At 42.1% G+C, this 17,713-nt stretch carries 14 protein-coding genes; 8 read left to right on the top strand and 6 right to left on the bottom strand.

Annotated features, from left to right (window positions below; all coding sequences use genetic code 11):
- Positions 1-17: 17 nt before the first annotated feature.
- The 6 genes from HPE63_RS14130 to HPE63_RS14105 form a co-directional block, all read right to left on the bottom strand.
- The gene (locus tag HPE63_RS14130) at positions 18-530 is read right to left on the bottom strand and encodes a heme-binding domain-containing protein (RefSeq protein ID WP_188314945.1); all 513 of its coding nucleotides are present in this window, start codon (positions 528-530) and stop codon (positions 18-20) included.
- A 126-nt stretch (positions 531-656) separates the two neighbouring features.
- Complete coding sequence (locus HPE63_RS14125) at positions 657-1,853, bottom strand: DUF3500 domain-containing protein (RefSeq protein WP_188314944.1); 1,197 nt, start codon at positions 1,851-1,853, stop codon at positions 657-659.
- A 50-nt stretch (positions 1,854-1,903) separates the two neighbouring features.
- Positions 1,904-2,179 (bottom strand): hypothetical protein, encoded by a 276-nt coding sequence (locus tag HPE63_RS14120; RefSeq protein ID WP_188314943.1) that lies wholly within the window; start codon positions 2,177-2,179, stop codon positions 1,904-1,906.
- A 23-nt stretch (positions 2,180-2,202) separates the two neighbouring features.
- Positions 2,203-3,822 carry a carboxylesterase/lipase family protein gene (locus HPE63_RS14115; protein ID WP_188314942.1) on the bottom strand — a complete coding sequence of 540 codons (1,620 nt, stop codon included), beginning with the start codon at positions 3,820-3,822 and terminating at the stop codon, positions 2,203-2,205.
- A gap of 158 nt (positions 3,823-3,980) precedes the next feature.
- Complete coding sequence (locus HPE63_RS14110) at positions 3,981-4,892, bottom strand: sugar phosphate isomerase/epimerase family protein (protein ID WP_188314941.1); 912 nt, start codon at positions 4,890-4,892, stop codon at positions 3,981-3,983.
- Between the two features lie 66 nt (positions 4,893-4,958).
- Positions 4,959-5,660 carry an NUDIX hydrolase gene (locus tag HPE63_RS14105; RefSeq protein ID WP_188314940.1) on the bottom strand — a complete coding sequence of 234 codons (702 nt, stop codon included), beginning with the start codon at positions 5,658-5,660 and terminating at the stop codon, positions 4,959-4,961.
- A gap of 141 nt (positions 5,661-5,801) precedes the next feature.
- Between HPE63_RS14105 and HPE63_RS14100 the strand changes: the two genes are divergently transcribed.
- From HPE63_RS14100 to HPE63_RS14065, 8 genes are all read left to right on the top strand, one after another.
- Positions 5,802-7,430, top strand: a complete 1,629-nt coding sequence (locus tag HPE63_RS14100) for a carboxylesterase/lipase family protein (protein ID WP_188314939.1) — start codon at positions 5,802-5,804, stop codon at positions 7,428-7,430.
- Between the two features lie 40 nt (positions 7,431-7,470).
- Positions 7,471-8,982 (top strand): DUF1593 domain-containing protein, encoded by a 1,512-nt coding sequence (locus HPE63_RS14095; RefSeq protein ID WP_188314938.1) that lies wholly within the window; start codon positions 7,471-7,473, stop codon positions 8,980-8,982.
- 26 nt (positions 8,983-9,008) lie between these two features.
- Positions 9,009-10,994: an alpha-L-arabinofuranosidase C-terminal domain-containing protein gene (locus tag HPE63_RS14090; RefSeq protein ID WP_188315276.1), complete on the top strand. Its 1,986-nt coding sequence runs from the start codon at positions 9,009-9,011 to the stop codon at positions 10,992-10,994.
- Positions 10,995-11,871: 877 nt separating this feature from the next.
- Positions 11,872-12,924, top strand: coding sequence for a CaiB/BaiF CoA transferase family protein (locus HPE63_RS14085; protein WP_223198173.1), 1,053 nt, complete (start codon positions 11,872-11,874; stop codon positions 12,922-12,924).
- A 142-nt stretch (positions 12,925-13,066) separates the two neighbouring features.
- Positions 13,067-14,209 carry a saccharopine dehydrogenase family protein gene (locus HPE63_RS14080; RefSeq protein WP_188314937.1) on the top strand — a complete coding sequence of 381 codons (1,143 nt, stop codon included), beginning with the start codon at positions 13,067-13,069 and terminating at the stop codon, positions 14,207-14,209.
- 97 nt (positions 14,210-14,306) lie between these two features.
- Positions 14,307-14,621 (top strand): hypothetical protein, encoded by a 315-nt coding sequence (locus tag HPE63_RS14075; RefSeq protein WP_188314936.1) that lies wholly within the window; start codon positions 14,307-14,309, stop codon positions 14,619-14,621.
- Between the two features lie 226 nt (positions 14,622-14,847).
- A complete protein-coding gene (locus tag HPE63_RS14070) occupies positions 14,848-15,471 on the top strand; it encodes a TetR/AcrR family transcriptional regulator (protein WP_188314935.1) in 624 nt (207 codons plus the stop codon).
- A 12-nt stretch (positions 15,472-15,483) separates the two neighbouring features.
- Complete coding sequence (locus tag HPE63_RS14065; RefSeq protein WP_188314934.1) at positions 15,484-17,670, top strand: beta-N-acetylhexosaminidase; 2,187 nt, start codon at positions 15,484-15,486, stop codon at positions 17,668-17,670.
- The last annotated feature ends 43 nt before the right edge of the window (positions 17,671-17,713 follow it).

Here is a 17,713-nt window from a genome sequence, read left to right as displayed (position 1 = left end):
ATACTTATTGGATTTAATCAACCTTTCGGCGGTGCCGCATCTCTTTTTGGAAAGACCAAACTATCTGCTGGATAGTTATTCTTCAAATAATCCATTTGTATCTTTGCCCAATCCGTAATCATCTTACGTTGTTCATCGGACAAATTCGCCTCTGAATGAAGCCCAAAATTAGTGTACGAAGGCAATGGCATTTCCTTATCGTCTACCATTTCGATGATTTCTTCAAACTTATGGTTTTGAACGAAGAGCGGTATTTTGGTAAACTCAGAAAAATTTAAATGCTTTTTGCCGTCATCGACATGATGATCGAGCCACCACGCAACAGGTTGCACATTCGAATACCAAGGATATTCAGTTTTGTTGGAATGGCAATCGTTGCAGGAAACCTGTAACAGATGGTTTACATCGTTGGGTATCATGTATTTTGTGGAAATATCATAAGTGAGATCGTTCGATTCGTTTTTGTCAGTGCGTATAAACTGAATAGCGATCAGTACAATTCCTAACCCGATTAGGATTTTTTTTAGCATGATAAATTATGTGTTCGTTAAACTGTTGTTACCCATTAGCTGCAACATGATATTGAAGCCATAACTTTCTTTATTGCAAAACCGCCCTCTTTTTTTTGAACGGTTAGAACTTCAGGTTTCGCATTTTTATTCATGACCATGATGCGCCTTCAAATGTTGCTTTAATAAATCCTTTCCATAGTCATTTCCATTAGGAGTTCGAACCATGGTATGGATATGGTTTCTTGTGGGCTCACGACCCTGGCCTTGAATTCCGATCGGCCCTTGGTGGTCGAATTCGATTAAGACGACCGGACTGTGGATCCGATAATAGAATACCGCATCCTCATCAGTTTTACCGATCCAAGCGAACCAAGTGTTATCGAGTTGTTTTTTGATGTCTTCCATTTTAACCTTGGCATGACCTTCTTCCATATTTGAAATGTATTGATGGGCAAGACCTAACAATTGCTCTTTTTGTGTTTTGGTCATTTTACTGGCCAGTAACCCTTGGTGGTCTACCGTTTTATTATCCGAAAAGGCTTCTGCAGCAATATTGTTTCCTCTTTTCCCCTCCGGTAAAGTAGCTTCCTTTTGCTGTTCGGGGGAAAGGGATTGCATGAACTTCAAGCCTATGTTCTGTTCATCCTGAAAGATGGTGTTACCCTTATATTTTCCGGAAATGGTAATGATGGGTTCGCCACCCATGAAGGTCGGGGTCATCACAACTTGGTCGCCCAAAATAAAATAATTGATGACCAAATGATGCCCATCGATCTGCCAGCCCCAAGGCTCGGTCATCGAGGGCTTCCCCATAAGCGTAAAAAAGTACAGTTCCTCATCATAAATGGGGTCGTCGTTATTGAGCTCCCGCAGGGTTTGGTCGGTTTTCATGATGTCTTTGCTCAGTTGCAGACCTTTTGCACTTAGTGCCTCCTGCATTAATTTAAAGGCCAATTTTCGTTGTTCTTGCGACATTTCCTTGATGCTGACTCCTTGCCGTTTGTACAGTCCATTGTCCACATTCGCCCATTTTTGCCATTCCTTGTCCTGAACTTCAAATTGGGTCTTTGCCAATTGTTCATTGCTCAACGACTTAAAAAAGGTTTCGGCGGCATTTTTGATGGGTTCTGTCGATACTCGCGTCGAAGCGATGGGGAAGAGCCCTTTTTGCAATCCATCCGAGGTAAGAATGCCTTCATAGGTTTTGTCTAGGTTTTCTTTTTCCATTTGGGCAAACCTTTTCTTGAAATCGGCCAAATTGGGTTGCGCCTTTATGATATGGGTGTGCATGCATATTATAAAGAAAAGTAGAATTACAGTAATCGGTCTTGTTGTTTTCATATGTTTATGTCCAGTTTGTTTCAAAATAGCCTAAATTATTTAGCAAAATATTATTCTCGATACTTCTTGACCCGTTCATCTGCCGATAATCGCCAATCTTCATAGGCGTCCAAGGTTCCGTTTTTATTCAGGTCCTTAAAAGCGTATTGATCTAACGTTAACAATTTTATCCCGGAATTGGGGTTGTAACCCAGGGTACTTCCACCCTCATTTTTTACAAGGTTAAAATCAGTTTTGGCCTCTTCGGAGAATTTCGGGCTACAGGCCGTTACCAGAACAAGTAGGGCCAAACACATTAGTTGTATTGAATTTTTTATAGATTCCATTTTGAGTTAGTTTGTGTTTTCTATTATTGGTTGTTGACCAAATCGAACAATTCCTTGTCCAGCTGCGGCTTGACCGCACAGCTAGTATCGAAGTGCATGGTGTCCGTACCGCTAGTAGTATAGGCAGGCCAATTGGGCAATCCGCTATGATTCGGGTTTCCGGTCTTGGCAAAATTGATCCAGGCCTGGCTTACCTTATCGGCAAGTTTGTGTGCTTCCTGTCCGCCCCCGGTCATATTTTTGGCGCGTTCAATATTGTCGAATACGAAGGGAAGTTCCATACAGTGTAGGGATTTGTACTTGCCATCAAAAACTGGGGATTGCCAAGTAAACAGATACATATATACTGGAGCACCATCCTTTAGGGAGGACTTCTCGTTGGCCTGAACAACTGCCCCAGGCCTGAACATGGTATCTACGTCCAACAAGTCTTTAGGAGCAGTATCAGTGGGATACGCCTTTTTAACCGCCTGAATGTAGGCATCGGATTTCTCTTTATAAGTTTCCTTGATATGGTTCATAATCGTTTCTTCGGAAGCCCCGACAAAACGCATGTTGGCAAAAGGCGCAAACTCATTTTTGACCGTGCCGATCAACAAGGGGATGTTTTTCGACAGTGCAAATGCCTCCTCGGAAAACAGCTGATAGGGAAGGTCCTTCCCATCCACGCTTGGTCCCCAACCCAATCCGAAGCCCGAAAGGGGCTTGCCTTCCGCTTTCATTTTTTCCTCTACCTTTTTAAGGGCCTTGGTGCCAGCTGCGCTCAATTTTTCAAAAGGGACGGTCTGAAGGCTATCCACCTGATCGGTAGATAGACCCAATTCCGCAAGTACCTCGGCGCCGATAGCTTGGGTATCCTCTTTTTCAAGAATGCCGGTACGAAAGGAGCCGCTTTGGTTGACCGCTTTATGAAAAAGCCCTTTGGCTTTAGGCATCGCCATTAAGGTATTCACTTTGGCACCCCCGCCCGATTGCCCAAAAATCATCACATTGTTCGGGTCGCCTCCAAAGTTGGAAATGTTGGTCTTGACCCATTCGAGGGCCGCGACCATATCCAAAATACTATTGTTGGCCGAATGCTCGTATTTTTCTCCGTAGGCGGATAGATCCAGAAATCCTAAAATATTCAATCGATGATTGATGGAGACCACGACCACATCTCCTTTCTTGCTGAGGTTTTCGCCATCATACGAAGGTAGTTCTTGACTGGATCCTGCAGTAAAGCCACCACCATGTATCCAAAAAAGCACGGGTCTTTTTTTACCGTCGTCAATGCTGGGTGTCCAGATATTGATACGAAGGCAGTCCTCGTTGGTGTAACCCCAATCGTGATCGAAAACGAATTCGGGTTCGTCCTGTACCTCCGTTGTAGGCGTCATCAAAGGCGCGACCGGGCCATAGGTCGTAGAACTTCGAATCCCCTCCCAAGGCTTGGCCTTTAGCGGGGGCATAAACCTTTCCGCCTGCGCGTAGGGGATGCCTTTGTAGGTATAAACACCGTTGTGGATATATCCACGGACTTTCCCGGATTCGGTATTGGCTACGGCGATATTTTCCCCTGTCATGACTTGGGTCTGGGCAAGTAGATTTGGGCCTGAAAACAAACAGGTAAATATCAGTAAGACAACGATATATTTTTTCATGATTATATAGTTTAATGGTTTTTCAGCAATGTTTTGCTCCTATTATTTCTGCCAATAAATTTATCTTTTAGTCAATAGAACGATTCTAATAAATCCGTCAACGACATTTTTTGTTGAGTGAACAACAGGTAAATCGATCGAATTAAAACGAGAAAGAACTATTCAAACCCGATTTCCCTCAATCCCTCATGGCTTATCTTAATGGCTTCCAATGGTTCCAATCCTTCGTAGGTCATGTCCTGTTCCACCATATAGTATTCCATGCCCGATAATTCTTTTTCCGCAAGGATTCGGGAAAAGTCGATGGTTCCTTTTCCAACAGGGGCAAACCTGCCTTGGTCGTCCATATCCTTCACATGCCATATCTTAAAGCGTCCCGGATATTTTTCAAAATAGGCCACGGGGTCGGCCCCTGCCTTGGTAACCCAATACAGGTCCATTTGAAAGTTGACGAATTCGGGATTGCAGTTTTCCAATAGGTGATCGATGATGACCACACCGTCCTTATCCGTCTTAAACTCGAAGTCATGGTTGTGATAGAGTAATTTGAGTCCGGCTGCGTTGGCCTTTTCTCTTAAGGTATCCAATATATCCGCCAATTCTGCTGCGGTACCTTTCATGTTCATGGTGCGTTCCTCCATATTGAACTCGAACATGCCCATCGGTGGAACGGGAATAACAAAATATTCAAAACCGGCCGCCTTCACATCGGCCATCATGGTATCGGCATGGTCAAGGGTCACGCTGCCTTGATGGGTACTGATGGGGGTTAGCCCCAATTCGTTCACATAGCTTTTAAAATCCGTAGGGGACATATTATAGAATTTTCCATCGGCATAACTCGCTGCCTCTATGTTTTTGTAGCCCGCCTCGGCCACTTTTTCTAGGGTGGCCTTTGCATCTTCGCCCATGGCATCACGGACCGTATAGAGGGCCAAGCCACCGAAATTTGAAACTTCCTCGCTCATGCTTTCGGGAGTTTCCAGGGTCTGTTGTGTTTTTTTGCTTTCTTCTTTGCAGGAATAGAATACACTCAAAACAAGTGCTAAAATTGAAATTGATTTTTTCATGTTTATTTGATTTAATTTTTTAGAAAGTTCATACTGATTTTTATCGAAAATGCCCTGTCAGCGAACTCATACCTTTTCTGGCTCTTTGACTATTTTAGATTTGAAACTATATAAATAAGGTGCTTTGTGGGCCCCACCGTTAAATAATTTTTCATGGCGTACCAGAATGTCTTTGGACAACATTTTACGCTGAAAACTGGTACGGCGCAATTTTTCCCCTAGCACGGCCTCATATACTTTTTGTAAATTTTTCATCGTGAACTTTTGGGGAAGTAAGTTCATGCCTACCAACTTCTTATCTAGATTTTCGCGTAAGGTTTCCAAGGCCTTGTCAACAATCTGCTGATGATCCATCATTAATGAAGGTAGTTCGTCAAGGGAATACCAGTTGATGGAATCGGAAAGTTCGTCCGGTAGTGGACTTACCTCCTCATAATTGATAAGCGCATAATAGGCAATGGACACAAAGCGGTCGAACATCCAGTAATCGTGTTTGACCTCGTAGCCATTGTTCATTAGAATGGTCCGCATCACATCCGGCGCCGGACGGGAAACATCCCCGAAAGTGTGGAACTGTTCCAGATAGATGTTCTCTAGACCGGTTCTTTCCCGTAGCCCCCTTTTAACGGCATCGTCAACACTTTCGTCCCTTTTGACAAAACCACCAGGAAGGGCGAAAAAGTCGGTATTGTGATATTCCAACACAAGGATTTTTAGCTGTTTTCCATTAAATCCGAAAATGACCGAATCATACGCCAAGTGAGGCATAAATTCTTCATTTGATGGAGGTTGCCTTTTATTTTTTTCTTCCAAAAATCAAATTTTTTTCAAATGAAGGTTAAAAATTGGTAAAAACAAAGTATTATTGTAACAAATTGAGACAATAACTATTTAATCTTACTTTTTCCGATGAAACAAAGCCTAATCCTAAGCCTGTTCATGTTGATAATCCATCAAGAGATTATATCCCAGAACGGAAACTCCTTTCCCGTTCAGGTAAAAATCGAAAATGGGACTATCGAAGGCAATTACAATACCCATACGGGCATTCAGACCTATTTTGGTGTTCCCTTTGCGAAACCGCCCATTGGAGAACTGCGATGGAAGGCGCCCCAACCATTGGATAATTGGGAAGGCGTAAAGGAGACCAAGGTCTTTGGCCCTCGCCCCATGCAGACACTTGTATTTGGCGATATGAAGTCGCGCTCCAATGGGGTCAGTGAAGATTGCCTGTATCTGAATGTCTGGACTCCCGCTAAACGCAGTACCAAAGACCTTCCCGTATTGGTCTATTTTTATGGCGGTGGCAACGTAGCGGGCGATGCCTCCGAACCGCGTTATGACGGGGAGAGTATGGCAAAAAAAGGAATGGTCGTCGTGACGACCAATTACCGATTGAACGTTTTCGGCAATCTGGCCCACCCCGAACTCAGTGCCGAGGCCCCATACAAAGCTTCGGGCAATTATGGCCAATTGGACCAGAACATGGCCCTGCAATGGGTGCAGAAGAATATCGCCGCATTTGGGGGAGACCCCAAAAAAGTGACCATTGCTGGAGAATCGGCAGGTTCCATTGGTGTGAGCGCACAAATGGCATCGCCACTTTCTAAAAATTTGATCGCGGGAGCTATTGGCGAGAGCGGGGCCGCCATCCATCCTACAATGGCACCCGTTCCTTTGGCTGAGGCCGAAAAACAAGGTGAGGAATTCCTGAAAAATGCGGGGTATTCCAGTATGTCCGATTTTCGGAAATTAAGTACACGAGAAATCTATGAGATTTACAATGAGTCGAAACGCTTCGGTTTTCCCATGGTAATCGATGGGTATTTTTTGCCGAAGTCCCTTCCGGGTATCTTTGAAGCCGAAGAACAGGCGCAGGTTCCGTTGTTGGTCGGATGGAACTCCGCCGAGATTCCGGGCATGGCCTTTACCCAGGGACCAGTTACCAAGGAAGTTTTCATCGCAAAAGTGCAGGAAGCCTATCCCAAAAAATACGAAGAAGTACTAGAATTGTATCCTCATAGCACACAGGAGGAACTCCAATGGGCGGCCACTAATCTGGCTTCCGACCGGTTTATCGTTTATAGCACTTGGAAGTGGTTCGACCTGCATAGAAAAAACAGCGATCAACCCGTATATCGGTATCTGTACAGCAAGTTGCGCCCGGAGTTAAGAGACAAAAGCCTAACTTCCGGACTTGCAGGCGGTACTGTCGAAAAAAGTTCCGACGCTCCGGAAGCACCCAAACCTATTGGTGCTCCCCACGCCGCCGAAATCGAATATGCCATGGGCAACCTTCATTTGGTGGATGATTACGCATGGACGGCCGACGATTATAAAGCTTCGAAAACCATGCAAGATTACTTTGCCAATTTTATAAAGACAGGAAACCCCAACGACGATAACCTACCCGAATGGCCCAAATCCGATTCCAATGATCCGCGACCTCCCGTGATGATTCTTGATACTGAAAGCAAGATGCAAAAAGCCGAGAACGATGCACGATATTTGTTTTTGGACAAGACATACACCAATTAATTTACCGGAGCAAGTGCAAACGAAATCACTATACATTCCTATGAAACAGAGAGCGATACAATTGAGTTTAATTTTCGGCTTCCTATTTTCCATAGGAATCGCAAAAGCCCAGGAACAGCTCGAAAAACCTCGTACCATAGTGACCACCGATGGCGAAATCGATGATGTCGACACTTTTATTAGATTCCTTTTATATACCAATGAGTTTGAAACGGAAGGTTTGATATATTCCAGCTCCATGTGGCATTGGAAAGGGGATGGCAAGGGTACCAAGTTCACCTCCGAAATGGAGATGACCCGAAATATCTATGGCGAAAATTTGACGGATTTAAGATGGCCGGGTACGCAATGGATAGAGGAACTTTTGACAGAATATGCCAAGGTATATCCGAACCTTATCCTTCATGATGAAAACTATCCAACGCCCGATAAACTATTGAGCTTGGTTCGTATCGGCAACATCGACTTTGAAGGCGAGATGGCGAAACGTACCGAAGGATCGAAGCTGATCGCCGAAAAATTATTGGATGATGACGAACGGGAAATCTTTTTGCAAGCCTGGGGCGGCACCAATACCATTGCGCGTGCCCTAAAATCGATTGAGGAAGATTATTCAAAAAGCCGGGATTGGGAGGCAATAAAGGAGAAGGTTTCAAAAAAAGCGATCATCTATACCATTATGGATCAAGATGCCACCTATAAAAAATATATCGGCCCCAACTGGCCTAATATCCGTGTATTCTACAATGCCAACCAATTTTGGTGTTTTGCATATCCGTGGAAACGTGTAGTTCCTAAAAGTCAGCAACCCTATTTGGAAGGCAGTTTTATGGGGCCGAATATCATCAACGATCACGGTCCGCTCTTAAAAAAATACTATTCTTACGGTGACGGGCAGAAACAGGCGGGGGACCCTAATCATTTTGAGGGCGACATCTTAAAGATTGTAAATACGGAGCGCGGTAGTTTTTCAAAATATGATTTTATTTCCGAAGGTGATAGTCCCGCTTTTTTACATCTCGTAGATGTCGGGCTCGACAATTATGAAGACCCTTCGCGGGGCGGATGGAGCGGTCGTTTTGTCCTTTCCGATGAAAATCCATATCGCTATGAGGATGGGGACAAGGCAGCGGACCTAAATCCGGAAACCGGGGAAATGGACAAAAGCTATCCACAGACCCGATGGATAAGGGCTATGCAATTGGATTTTGCCGCCCGTGCCGATTGGTGCATAGCGTCATTTGAAGACGCGAACCATGCCCCTTCAATCTTAGTAGAAGGGGGAATGTCGATCAGTGCCAGACCTGGAGATACATTGACGCTAACCCTATCCGCCAAAGACCCCGATAATCATCCTGTGGCCCTAAATGCTTGGTGCTATGATGAAGCGGGCAGCGGAAAGGCCGAGGTGACATCCAAGGAAAACATAGCTACCGTACAAATTCCCGAAACGGCTAAAACAGGAGACCAATTCCATATTATCGTGGAAGGTACGGATACCGGTTTTCCTGCCTTGACTAGATATCAAAGGGTGGTACTAACGGCAGAATAAAGCTTAAATATATTACGATGAACCAGATGAAAATTAAACTATCCAAGGCATTTCGTTTCACAACGCTACTTATTTGCATCAGCACGACGACCGCTCAAGAAATAACTCTAAATGTAGATATGAAAAATTCCATTGCCAAAATACAACCTACTATGTACGGAATTTTCTTCGAGGATATCAACTTTGCAGCCGATGGCGGATTGTATGCCGAAATGATAAAAAACCGTTCTTTTGAGTTCGAGGACCCCAAAATGGGTTGGACAGAACCCAATAGCGAAAAGTACTATATGAATACAAAATCCGGATTTGCACATGTTACCAGGTATTCCGGGGTAAACACCAACCGTAATTATGTGAGCATAAAAGTGGAAGATGAGCAGGGGTATTCATTAATAAACGAAGGATTTCGTGGAATGGGTATCAAAAAAGGTGCGCACTATAACATGTCTCTTTATGCTGCTATCGGTGAAGGTAATATTTCAAAAATAAAAATAGCCTTCATTGATGCCGATGGCAAGGATTTGGGAAATACAAGTATATCTATTCGAGGAAGTAATTGGAAAAAGTACGATACGGTGTTGACTCCAACTATAACCGAGGCAAAAGCCAAATTGTCCATTACGTTCCAAGGTACGGGAACTGTCAATCTGGATATGGTTTCCTTATTTCCAGAGGATACTTGGAAGGGAAGAAAATATGGAATGCGTAAAGATCTTGTTAAGCTTTTGGATGATTTGGATCCCGGGTTTTTACGCTTTCCTGGGGGTTGTATCGTAGAGGGCCGCACCTTGGCACAAAGGTATCAATGGAAAAAAACCGTAGGGCCACTTGCCGATAGGGAGTTATTGATAAATCGGTGGAATACGGAGTTTGCCCACAGACCTGCACCCGATTATTTTCAAAGTTTTGGATTAGGATTCTTCGAATATTTTCAGTTGGCCGAAGATATGGAGGCCGAGCCATTACCCATTTTAGGTTGCGGAATAGCTTGTCAATTCAATACAGGTGAATTGGTTCCTTTGGAAGACTTAGATCCCTATGTGCAAGATGCTTTGGATTTAATCGAGTTTGCAAATGGTGATATCGATACCCCTTGGGGGCAGGTCAGAAATGAAATGGGCCATCCAGAACCTTTCAATATGAAATATATCGGTATCGGTAATGAACAATGGGGTTCAGTGTACATAGAGCGTTATAAGGTTTTTGAAAAAGCGATCAAGGCAAAGTATCCAAACATGATTATCGTCTCCGGCAGCGGACCCGCGGCCGAGGGGGATTATTTTGAATATGGCTGGAAGGAATTAAAGAAATTGAATGCAGAAATAGTCGATGAGCATTTTTACAGCAGTCCCGAATGGTTTAGGGAAAATGCTGCTAGATACGATACCTATGACCGTAACGGACCAAAAGTATTTGCGGGCGAATACGCAGCTCAAAGTGTAGCCATAACAAGTCCGGACAATAAGAATAATTGGGAGTGTGCCCTATCGGAAGCGGCCTTTATGACCGGATTGGAACGGAACGCCGATGTAGTTCATCTGACATCCTACGCACCGCTCATGGCGCACTCGGAAGGTTGGCAATGGACTCCTGATATGATTTGGTTCGACAATCTCGAATCCTACGGCACTCCAAATTACTATGTTCAAAAAATGTTCGGAACGCATAGAGGTACGGACGTATTGTCCATACAGGAGAACGGGAAGCCGTTAACCGGACAACACGATTTATATGCCTCTGCCACAAAGGATACCGATTCAAGGGAAGTATTGATCAAATTGGTCAATACTTCGGATAAAGATCAAACACTGAACATCGATTTTAAGGGACAAAAATTAGCGGATTCCGGAAGAGGTCTTGTTTTACGCGCCAACAATTTAGAGGAAGTAAATTCCTTTGAATTCCCTAAAAAAATAAGCCCACAACCCAGTGAAGTAGCATTGCGTAAAAACAAGACGAAGGTAGTTCTACCTGCTTACACGTTTATGATTATTAAGGCCAAAATGGAGTAGCGAGTAGGCTTTAATTTTGAAGATTATTTCAATAATAATTTGCTAAGAAAGTTCACACCCTATTTCTAATGCTCAAAAGAATATACGGCAAAAAATCAATGTCTTATAAATCGTGGCTTTTTGCAAAGCGTTTAGGTTTCTCTTAAAATATCGGTTTTAATGTATAACTTTTGAAAACGCAGCATCCTTAAAAATTTTTCCGATTCATGAGTCTTCTTCATGGTTTTGATAATTCACTAATCTGAGACTCATCAAGTATATTTTTATTTCCAATTAAATTTGAACTGATTTGTACTCGTCTAATACAACTTTTTTATCTTTGAAGTACGAAAGCGTCAAAACGCTTATATAGGTGTCCTTTTAGGTGTCCTATTTAGAAAATCGAATTGTAAAATATTGATTTATAAGGGAATAGGGTAGGATTTCAGATCCTGCCACCCCGACAAATTATAGTATCATTCTATACCAATGACCTGTTAATCGTGCGATTAACAGGTTTTCGCGTTTTTAAGGATATCAAAGCAAATCATTTATTCCAGATAAAAACGTCAACAATTCGGATAACAAATTTAAAACTGCAGAAGTGTTGACCGATTTGTAAAAATGACGGAATGACGGCCAAATAAATGTATCTTTATAAGTGATGAAAACGACAAACACTTTTAGTATCCTACTACGGATTTAAAAGAAGATATAGGGGGAAAGTTGAGTATTGGTTTGTAAGGAAATAGAATCTCGCTATGATATATTTCTTATTGAAATAGGCTTGGTAAGATCATATGCGTTCTAGGTGCATCCTTTGATTGAAATACCTTATGAACCTACATTAAAAGTTATCAGACAGATATAAAATCGCGGATGTTTAAGATTAAATAAGATGGCAGGTAAAATGTTTAAAGACCTTAAAATAGTAGAATTAGCAAGCGTGTTGGCCGGGCCGCTTACAGGTTCTTTTTTCTCGGAATTAGGTGCTGAAGTCATTAAGATTGAAAATAAACGCACCAATGGCGATATAACCCGAACATGGAAACTTCCTTCGGAGGATAAAAATGCAACTGCTTCGGCATATTATAGTGCTGCTAATTATTCAAAAAAAGTACTACTACTGGATCTTACAAATGCATCTGATTACCAAACCTTAATCTTGCACCTAAAAGAAGCCGATATCGTTATTTCAAATTTTAAACCGGACTCGGCAAAAAAATTAAGATTGGATTATGACCATTTAAAAGAATACAATGAAACCATCATATATGCAGAACTTACGGGCTTTGGATCGATGGATTCAAGACCCGCTTTCGATGTAGTTTTACAAGCTGAAACCGGTTTTATGTATATGAATGGCGAGCCTAATGGTAATCCGGTAAAAATGCCTGTCGCTTTAATTGATATTCTTGCAAGCCATCATATGAAAGAGGCTATTCTTTGCGCAATAATCAATAAGTTAAAAACGGGAAAAGGAAAACATATTGAAATTTCACTGTACAATAGTGCTTTGGCTTCCCTAGCAAATCAAGCTACTAATTGGTTAATGGCTGGGCATATCCCTGAAGCTATGGGGTCACAGCACCCTAATATTGCTCCATACGGAGACCTATATCTAACCAAAGACAATACATTTATTGTATTAGCTGTAGGCACAGATAAACAATTTATAAAACTATGTAGTCTTTTGCAGTTGCCTATTGCTGGTTTTGAAACCAACGAACAACGCCTCATGCAAAGAAAGATATTAAACAGCATGATCGGGGATTGTTTTAAAACGGAAACAGCTAAATATTGGAGCGCTAAGTTGGAGAGAAGTAATATACCTTATGGAGTTGTCAAGAATATGAAAGAAGTATTTCAAGATGAAAAATCAAAAAATATGCTTGTAAGCGAAAATATTGAAGGATTGGAAGCCATAAAAGTAAAAACCGCTTTAATTTAAGAATGAAACATAGTAACACTTCGAACCTTAAAATTGTTTTTTTGGCCATATCCATAATTCTATAATAGCCGTTTTAAGCAGTGAGGAAGAAAACCGTTGGAGTTCCCAATGACAAACGCGATTATAATTAAATATTTTTGGAATGGATAAGCACGTTAATATCATAATTGCCGGGGCTGGGGGTATTGCCGAAGCAGCTGGTCTGCTCCTTATGGAATGGAGTAGAGTTCCGCCTACCATTTTTATCGGAAACCGAACACTTTCAAAAGCACTAAAGGTGGCCAGATGGATCGAGGAGGGTACGACCAAACCCTGTTCCATCACCGCATTTCATCTTCCTGAAAAAGGAATCACGGCAGAAATGAAAGAAACCCTGGAACAGGGTGATATACTCCTAGATTGTCTCCCTGGTAGCTTGGCCCCAAAAATAGCGAAGCTTGCCAAAGACTTTCACCTGCACTATGCAAACCTGACCGAGTATGTCGCAGAAACCAATGAAATTATAGCATTGGCAAAGGATGCCTCAACTGGTTTTGTGCTTCAAACGGGTCTCGCACCCGGCTACATCAATATCCTCGCCAACCAACTTTTCCAACAGTTCTGTAGCGATTTTGAAGTGGACAAAGTGGATAAGTTGGAGTTTAAGGTAGGTGCCTTGACAGACCACGCCGTTGCCCCACATTATTATGGATTCACCTGGAGTCCGGTCGGGGTAGCTACCGAATACCTAAAAGATACCTTAGTGCTTCGGAATTTTAAAAAAACAAGACTTCCTTCATTGTCAGAAAGAGCCCTGATAATTATCGATGGCATTGCCTATGAAGAGGACCTTACTTCCGGAGGGGCAGCCGACCTGCCGGATGCCTTAGCTAAAAAGGTGGGTTTCCTCGACTACAAGACCTTGCGGTATCCCGGTCATTATGCATGGGTAGAAGAACAACTTGTCGGTTTGGGAAATACACTTGAAGATATCTCCACCTTGCAGCAAAAAATGGAAGCCTCTATTCCACACGTCGAAGATGATAAGATCATTTTGTATGCAGCTGTGGAAGGTAAGGATACAAAAGGCATTTTACACAGACGAGAGATTGCCAAACGAATACAACCACAAACCGTCGGAAAACACCAATTGCGGGCTATACAAATGGCCACGGCAGTCCCATTGCTTCAGTCTGCCCAACTATTGCTCGAATCAGCTAATAGTGGGGTTCTACTTCAAAGCCAAATAGATCCCAAGCGGTTTTTAAAGGGGAATTTCATTGAACCGGTTTATGGAAAAGTGTAGTATGTAGTAATGAATTATAGAATAGGACTTTTGATTAAAACTGATGCTCTTATAAATCTATTCGGAATCCCGTTTTGGATGGGAAAGTAGGGTTCCAATGCTTTCTCGGGTTATTCCACCGGATGATTCGAACAAAACCCAAGATATTGTTTCCAGCTCGTTATTGGATTTTGATTTACCGAATTTAATCCTTGTTAGTGCTAGGCCTTTGTCTGGTGATAAGGGGGTGCTTCTTCATCTTCGGGAAACAGAAGGGGATCATGCTATTCTTGATGTTCCAAGATTACTTGAGCAAACTGGGGCGGTAAAGGCCGTTGAGACAAATGTACTGGGGGAAGAAATAAAAGAATTGACCAAACCAATCCTTATTGAACATTTTGAAACCAAATTCCTATTGTTGAAGATGTTATAAATCAGATGCATCACAGCCTTATCAGAAAGGAAAGGTTGATGATATTGCCGCTTGCCAGTTGCCTTATACGTGGCATTGGCTACAGCTGAGAAAATAAGGAGGCATTGGTTCTCAAGGGCACGTAGAGGTTTTGCTTTTTTGTTATTATTCTATCTATTAGGAAAATTTGGAATGAAGTATATTTTCCATTACATTTAAAGAAAATATAACTCTTTATATATTTTCCATGCCCACAACTGAAATTACGAAAGCTGAAATAGTAGAATTCGCATTGCAAAAATTCCTGCTTAATGGTATTCAGTCCACAACGATTCATGAAATAACCTCGTTTTCCGGCATTTCGTCCAAAACGGTCTACAAGTTAATTGGTAATAAAAGTGAGCTTTTGAGATTAAGTCTCCAGTTGCATTATTCCCGTTTTTTCGATCATTTGGTTCAACTGGGTACTGAATCTAAAGATGCCCTCGAGACTCTGCTAAAACTTATACACCATGTACTGGAGATGGAGTTTGGTATAAACCACAGGTTTTACCAAGACCTGAACAAGTATTATCCTGATATGCAAGATGAAATCATTAAATCTGGCGCAAACGAATTATCATTTTTTACTGATGTAATTGATCGGGGAATCAGGGAAGACTTGTTTTTACCGGAAATACAATCAGAATTGATCTGGATAAGTCTGCAACGGTTATATAGTGGCCTTACTAGGGATTCTATTTATGATACCAAATATTCAGAAGATACCCTTTTGAACAACACGGTAATAGTTTTTATACGTGGAATGTGTACTTCCAAGGGATTGGCACTAATGGCCAAATATGAACAGTTTACAAAATCAATAACCTAACAACAAATACCAATGAAAAGAATACTCAAAATCACGGGATATATTCTATTGGGACTGATCGTTTTAATCGTCGGAATTGGTGTCTATTTAAATGCACGCTATAATAAAGCCAACGAAGAATTGATAAAAGAAGAAACGAGCCTGTCGGATAGCAACGCATCCTTTTATCATTTCGAGTTTGAAAATGACTCCATCAGTGAATGGTCCATGCTTCCCAGACCCAAAAAAGTCATTCCGGAAAAAGGACAATTTAGATGGCCACAACGTTGGCAAGTCATATCGAATGAACCCGAAGCAAAGGATTGGGTGTCCCGGTTACTCGGGAACGGGAATAATGAAGACAGATCCGAAGCACCGATCAAATTTATCAAGAATGAATATTTGGCCACCGAAGGCTATACCTTGCGAATTTTGCCAGCTGGGATAGAAATTATGTATTCAAGTTCAGCGGGGGCTTATTACGCTTTAGTGACCCTACATCATCTTAAAATTCAATTTCCGGAAATAATGGAATGCGTCACAGTGCAAGACGAACCAGATCTCTCCATAAGAGGGGTAATGCTTGATATTAGCAGGGATAAAGTCCCAAAGATGAACACCTTAAAGGAAATTGTGGATATCATTTCATTATTAAAATACAATCATATACAACTTTATGTTGAAGGTTTCTCGTTCGGATATCCGAGTTTTAAGGAGTTATGGGAAGGCAAAGAAACCCCTATCACCCCAGAAGAAATTAGGGAATTGGATGCCTATTGTAAGGAGCGTTTTATTGAGCTTGTTCCCAATCAAAACTCTCTTGGCCATATGCAGCCCTGGTTGGAAACTGAACAATATGCACATCTCGCAGAATGTCCGGAAGGATATGACATTATGCCCATGCGAAAAATGAAAACCACTTTAGATCCTACCAATGCGGAAAGCATTGAATTGATCGAACGAATGATGCACGACCTACTACCCAATTTCAGCTCCAATAAATTCAATGCCAATCTCGATGAACCTTTTGAATTGGGCAAATGTAAAAACGCAACACTGGCGGAAGAAATAGGAATCGGCCAGCTTTATCTCGATTATGTGATGAAAGTTTATGACTTGGCCAAAGCAGAGGGTAAAGAATTCTGGATGTGGGGCGATATCATAGGAAAACATCCCGAACTTTTGGATATGCTCCCTAAGGATATCACTGTTTTGGAATGGGGTTATGAAGCGGAGCATCCTTTTGACCTAAACACGAAGGGAATAAAAGAACAGGGACTGGATTTTATGGTATGTCCTGGAACCAGCAGTTGGATGACCCTAACAGGCAGGACGGATAATATGCTGGGAAATATTGAAAATGCCGTATTGAGTGGTCTCAAGAATGGGGCCAGGGGCATGCTGTTGACTGATTGGGGCGATATGGGGCATTGGCAATACCAACCTATCAGCTATCCGGGATTTGCTTACGCCGGTGCCATAAGCTGGAACAGTCGTACTTCGAGAAACCTTCCCTTGAAAAGGTATTTGAACACCTATATCTTTGAGGACAAAAATCAAGAACTTGCAAATGTTGTTATGGAAATGGGAAGATCTTACCATTTTGAAGAAAGCCATTTGCCCAACATGAGCCATAACTTCATGGCGTATCAATTTGGTATTGCCGACCCCGTCTTGGAAAATACTATTTACAGCGCCATTGAGAAAAAACTACCGGAATTCGTAGGGGAAGCTTTTATTGAGAAGATAAAAGGACGGTTCGAGAACAAAAAGATGTTTGAAATTGAGGCTTTGAACAAGCATCTTGATAATTTGGAAACCGAATTGAATGGGCATATTGATGAGGGAAGTATAACTTCAACGAATGGAACTAACAATGAGATACGGAACGAACTTAGAAATGGCATTGAAATGGTTCGTTTGGGTGCTGAAATTAGAAATTATGGACAACAAAAGGAAAACCGGACCAGTGAGGAACGAATTTTCCATTTGACCGAAATGCAAGAACGCTTGGCCTTGATTCAAAAAGAACATCGCAGGTTATGGCTACTAAGGAACAAAGAGGGAGGACTGGATAGAAGTATGAAACCCTTTCAAAATCTCGAAAATCAGATAAACAATCTCTTGAAAATCGAACATGGAGGGGAATTTGGGAAGCAAATGGAACGCATGAAAGAAAAGCTTATTTCTGGAGGGGCGAACTGGTATCTGGAAAAGTAAAATCGGGCAGGTTCAAGGGTCTTGGTTCCTTTAAAAGAACCCA

This window comes from Maribacter arenosus (assembly GCF_014610845.1).
In the GTDB taxonomy this organism is placed as follows: domain Bacteria; phylum Bacteroidota; class Bacteroidia; order Flavobacteriales; family Flavobacteriaceae; genus Maribacter_A; species Maribacter_A arenosus.
Note: the sequence above shows the minus strand (reverse complement) of the source record. Positions and strands in the feature narration are given on the sequence as shown.